The 5103-nt window shown below is 68.4% G+C and carries 6 protein-coding genes; 1 reads left to right on the forward strand and 5 read right to left on the reverse strand.

All coding sequences use genetic code 11. The features are described 5' to 3' along the window. Window positions 1–498: 498 nt before the first annotated feature. Window positions 499–1728 (forward strand): acyl-CoA dehydrogenase family protein, encoded by a 1230-nt coding sequence (locus ACRDSQ_RS29195; RefSeq protein WP_431425488.1) that lies wholly within the window; start codon window positions 499–501, stop codon window positions 1726–1728. 61 nt (window positions 1729–1789) lie between these two features. Here ACRDSQ_RS29195 and ACRDSQ_RS29200 read toward each other — a convergent pair whose 3' ends face one another. The 5 genes from ACRDSQ_RS29200 to ACRDSQ_RS29220 form a co-directional block, all read right to left on the reverse strand. Next, a complete protein-coding gene (locus tag ACRDSQ_RS29200; RefSeq protein WP_431425490.1) occupies window positions 1790–2356 on the reverse strand; it encodes a GAF domain-containing protein in 567 nt (188 codons plus the stop codon). Next, the gene (locus ACRDSQ_RS29205; protein WP_431425491.1) at window positions 2353–2970 is read right to left on the reverse strand and encodes a GTP-binding protein; all 618 of its coding nucleotides are present in this window, start codon (window positions 2968–2970) and stop codon (window positions 2353–2355) included. Before ACRDSQ_RS29205 ends, ACRDSQ_RS29200 begins: the two co-directional genes overlap by 4 nt. Further along, the gene (locus ACRDSQ_RS29210; RefSeq protein ID WP_431425495.1) at window positions 2948–3322 is read right to left on the reverse strand and encodes a DUF742 domain-containing protein; all 375 of its coding nucleotides are present in this window, start codon (window positions 3320–3322) and stop codon (window positions 2948–2950) included. The genes ACRDSQ_RS29205 and ACRDSQ_RS29210 overlap by 23 nt, the downstream gene beginning before the upstream one ends. A 2-nt stretch (window positions 3323–3324) precedes the next feature. Then, window positions 3325–3744 (reverse strand): roadblock/LC7 domain-containing protein, encoded by a 420-nt coding sequence (locus ACRDSQ_RS29215; protein WP_091378103.1) that lies wholly within the window; start codon window positions 3742–3744, stop codon window positions 3325–3327. Continuing rightward, the coding region (locus tag ACRDSQ_RS29220; protein WP_431425493.1) for a sensor histidine kinase at window positions 3729–5103 on the reverse strand (1375 nt) is incomplete at its 5' end. The genes ACRDSQ_RS29220 and ACRDSQ_RS29215, both read right to left, overlap by 16 nt.

Raw genomic sequence — 5103 nt, forward strand, 5'->3', positions numbered from 1 at the left:
TGTCCTTCACCGCGAAGACCGGACGCTACCTCCGACTGCGCGCACTCTCCGAAGTGAACGGTGGGCCGTGGACCTCCGCGGCCGAGATCACGGCGGTCGGCAGGTGATGGCGACTACGTAGCGCAACCCGGTGGGGCGGGCGGAAAAAGGCTCCGCCCGCCCCTTCCGGTCCACGACGCTCCGCCCCGGTCAGGTGAGGTCCGACCGGGGCGGAACCTTGTCACCAGGATGACAACAACCGTCCAAACGGTGAATGGACCAACACAGTCGCAACGATCTCGACCGTGACGAAAACCACTGCGAATTAACGACCTCCGGCCCAGGTTCCTAACAGGAGTGATCACTGCATGTGATCGAACTCGTCAGTAACAAAGGATCTTGGGCTTAAGGAATCACCATGTAGGTGGTACCGCGTACGCACTGCCGATGGCATGGTTACTCACCGACACTCCAAGCCGGAGTCGTGTCGGTCGGTGACGAGACATTTAGGGGACCGCAGTGAACCTCGCCGCCCATTCGACCAGCTACTTCACGACAGCACGCCACGAACAGCTGCGTGAGCAGGTCCGGGAGTTCGCGGAGAGCAAGGTCGCACCCCGGGTAGCCGAGATGGAAGAGTCCCGGGCGGTCCATTTCGAATTGTCGCGGCTGATCGCCCAACAGGGCTGGATCGGTGTCACGGTGAACCCCCGCTACGGCGGCATGGGCCTGGGCCACCTGGCGAAGACGATCATCATCGAGGAGTTGTCGCGGGTCAGCGGCGCGATGGGCGCCATGGTGCAGGCCTCGCAGCTGGGCGTCGCGAAGATCGTGCATTTCGGCAACGAGTACCAGAAGTGGCGTTGGCTGCCCGCCATCAGCGACGGCCGGTGCCTGCCGACGATCGCCGTGACCGAACCCGAGTCCGGTGGCCACGTCGCCGGGATGTCCGCTACCGCCAAACGAGTGAACGGCGACTACGTCCTCAACGGCCGGAAGGTGTTCGTCGGCAACAGCCACGTCGGCGACCTGCACGGCGTGGTGGTGCGCACCGGGCCCGGCTCGAAGGGGATGTCGGCGTTCCTCGTCGAGTCCTCCACCCCCGGCTTCTCCCTCGGCCCACACCGGCCCGCGATGGGACTGCACGGCTTCAGCTTCGGCGAACTGATCTTCGACGACTGCCGGGTCCCGGCGGACAACCTGCTCGGCGTCGAGGGGGACGGCCTCTCGGTCGCGTATTCCTCAAGTATCCTCTATGGCAGGCCGAACCTGACGGCCGTCTCCTTGGGAATCCACCAGGCGCTGTTCGAACGGACCGTCGACTTCGCCAAGGAGCACCAGCGCTACGGCGAGTCCCTGAGCGAACTCCCGACCATCAAACAGAAACTGGGGCAGCTGCAGTCGCAGCTGATGATCTGCCGACTCGCCGCCTACCACGCCGCGCACCTGCTCGACCAGGGCATCCCCTGCGACGCGGACCTGATCAACGCCAAGCTGCTCAACGTCGAGTCCTCTTTGGACGCGGCCCGCACGGCGATGGAGGTGCACGCCGCGTACGGACTCGACCCGGACCGGCACATCGAGCGCCTTTTCCGCGACGCCAACCACATCTACGCCCCGGCGGGCACGTCGGACGTGCAGCGGCTGCGGCTCGCCGAGGTGGCGCTGGGGACCTATCGGGACCAGTGGTCGGAACGCTTCGCCAGCGAACTGCGCTCCAGCAGCACTTTCCTGCGCAACGTCGGCTGACTCGAAAACATACGGGTTACCAGCGATCGCAAGGCAATCGCTGGTAACCCGTGTCGAGCCCTTACCGCTCCCGCTGGTGGATCATGTCGACCATCTTGGCGGCCATCGACTTGATGAGCTCCAGACCCGGTCGGCCCCAACGGCTTTCCTCGGTGGCCACCACGCAGATCGTGCCCAGCGCCGTGCCCGTCCGGTCGATCAGCGGGGCACCCATGTAGGCGCGGACCCCGATCGAGTTGATCACCGGGTTGACCGCGAAGCGCGGGTAGGAACACACGTCGTCGAGCACCAATGCCTTGCGCCGCACCACCACGTGCGGGCAGTACCCGTGGTCGCGGGACATCGTGCGGCTCGGGGTGGCGTTCGAGGACGACTGGGCGGCCTTGAGCGCGTCGGCCTGGACACTCCCAGGCACGTGCAGGCCGGCGAAGTACTGCTCGTTCTCGCCGATGAAGTTGACCATCGCGTAAGGAGCGTCGGCCGCCTCGGCGAGTTCGGTCGCGAACGCGTCGAACTCCGGGTCGGGCGTGCCGCCGAGCCCGAGTTCCTGCAGCCGCACCAGCCGCCTGCCGACCTCCGGGTCGTTGGGCGCGGTGAGCAGCCGGGAGTCGATCATGTCGTAGTTCATGGGTGGCTCCGGATCCTAGGGACTGGGGCGGTCGTCCCGGCGACGTCGAACGTCGCGAGGACGGATTCGAGCAGGGCGATCAGCACCTCGCTCGCCGAGCGGGTCCGGCGGGCGTCGCACCGCACGAGCGGCACGTGCGGCTTGAGCGCGAGCGCGTCCCGAACCTGTGCGTCGTCGTACCAGTAGCCGCCCTCGAACTCGTTGAGCGCGACGATGAACTTGATGTCACGCCGTTCGAAGAACTCGACGGCACTGAAGCAGTCCTGCAGCCTGCGGGTGTCGGCGAGGACGACCGCGCCGAGCGCGCCGCGGGAAAGCTCGTCCCACATGAACCAGAAACGATCCTGCCCGGGCGTGCCGAACAAATACAGCACCAAGTTCTTGTCGGTCAAGGAGATCCGGCCGAAGTCCATCGCGACCGTGGTGGTCGTCTTGCTCTCCACGCCGACGACACTGTCCGTGCCGACGCTCGCCGCGGTCAGCGTCTCCTCGGTGGTCAGCGGCTCGATCTCGCTGACCGCGCCGACGAAAGTGGTCTTGCCGACCCCGAAGCCGCCCGCGATGAGGATCTTGACCTGGATCGGGAACTGCTCAAACGATCCGGCGGAGGCCATCGATCACCGCCCGCAGGACGTCGGGGTCGTTGGAATAGGACGTGCTTGGCGGGAATCTGGCGATGACAGCCCCCAGTTCGATCAGGTCGGACAACAGGACCTTCGCCACGGTGACCGGGCGGCGCAGGTGCGCGGCGATCTCGGCGACGGACGTCGGCACCTGGCACAGCTTCAAGGCCTGGGCGTGTTCGACGCCGAGGCGGTCGGGCGCGACCATCCCGCCGCCCGTGGCCCGGACCAGCGACATCAAGTCCAATGGTGTGCTGGGCTGGGTGCGTCCGTCGGTGACGGCGTAGGGACGGACGCCGAACAGGTCTGCTTCCGCGTCGGGATCCTCGCCCGGAGCAGCCATCGTCACCGGGACCCGTTGCTCGGGGGCGCCGCGACCTGGTATCGGGCAGGCGTTTCCAGGACGGCGGGAACCTGGGTGCACAGCCGCTGCATCTCATAGCTCAGGATGCCCGCGTCGACCTCTTGGTCGGCGATCACAGCCAGCACGCTGCCCGCGCCCGCGGCGGTGACGAACAGGATGATCTCGTTGAGCTCGGTGATCACCTGGCGCACACCCTCGGCGCCGCCACTGCTGAACGTGGTGCCGACCTGGTTGGCCAGCGAGCGCATGCTGCTGGCCAGGGCCGCCAGCCGGTCCGCGCCGTCGATGTCGAGTCCGTACCAGTACTTCGGAATCCCGTCGACCGACAACAGCAGCGCGCTGCGGGTGTTGGGAACTGCCTCGACCAGGCGGCGAAGGAGCCAGTTCAGGTCGTCGGCCATGCGGCGGATTCTCCTCTGGTAGGTGCTTGGGTCGGCTCATGCGGTGAGGCTTCACGGATCTGCTCGGTGAGCCAGTGGTCGCGGCCCTCTTGGACCGCGGCCATGAGGCGCGTGTTGTGGCCGGTGACGGACGGCGCGGGCGCGGGCGGTTCCAACAGTTCCTCCCGCAGGTGGGTGCCGCGGCGCTGCGGCAGCGGCGGTGGCTGGTTGCCCGTCTGTTCCTGGGCGGGTTCCTCGGCTTCGTCGAGCACCCCGGCGCGCAGGTCGCTGTAGGAGCGGCCGGGTGCCCGCACCGGAAGCTCCGGCAGGGCGGCTTCCCTGGCCCAGCGCTGCTCCTCGGCCTGGTCGCGCGCGGCGGGCGCCTGCGCGGCGGGCTCGGTGGGTTCCGCGGGCTGTTGTCGTCTGCTCGTCGGCTGGGTCAGGTGCACCGAGCTGAGCGCGGGGGCGCTGAGCTGCGGCGCGGTGAGGCCGGGGGCGGGCTGCGCGACGGGTTCCGGCGTGGGCCGGGGCGGTTCGGGCGCGGCCGGGATGGCCTGCTGCTCGACCCGGCGTTCCCGCTGCACCGGCGAGGGCTGGACGCGGCGGCGCGTGTCCGGCGCGGGCTGCGGCTCGCTGAGCAGGTGCGGCGGGATGACGACGGCCGCGGCGATGCCGCCGAAGATGTTCGACTGCAGCCGAACCCGGATGCCGTGGCGCCGCGCGAGTTCACGCACGACGGCGAGGCCGATGCGGCCGTCCTGCAGCAGTTCGCTGACGTCGATGCGGGTCGAGCCGTCGAGCAGGTGGTTGATCCGCTCCAGGTCCTCGTAGCTCATGCCGAGCCCGCGGTCCTGGACCTCGATGGCGAGGCCCGCGGTGACCTTGTGCGCCCGGACCTCGACCTTCGGCCCGTCCGGAGAGGTGAAGCGGGTGGCGTTCTCGAGGAGCTCGGCCAGCAGGTGGATGATCTCGGCGACCGCGTGGCCGTGGATCTCCACGTCCTCGACCGGCACGATCGCGATCTGCCGGTAGTGCTCGGCCTCGGACACCGCGGCGAGCAGCACCGCGTACACGCTGACGGGCCGGTTCGACCGGCGCTGCGGCGGTTCGCCACCGAGCACGGCCAGGTTCTCGCCCTGTCGGCGGGCGAGGGTGAAGAGGTGGTCGATCTCGTAGAGCCCGTCGAGCAGCACCGGGTCCTCGTTGTCCTGCTCCAGCTGGTCGATGCGCTGGATGGACCGGTTGATCAGCGACTGCAGTCGCCGCGCCAGCTTGACGAACACCTCGCGGCGCTGGCCGGGGTCATCGGTGAGCGAGGCGGGAAGCTCGTCGGGGTGCGCCCACAGCGGCGCGGGCTGCGGCCTGCGCGCGGCTTCGAAC

The organism is Actinokineospora sp. (assembly GCF_050699995.1).
Classification (GTDB): Bacteria; Actinomycetota; Actinomycetes; order Mycobacteriales; family Pseudonocardiaceae; genus Actinokineospora.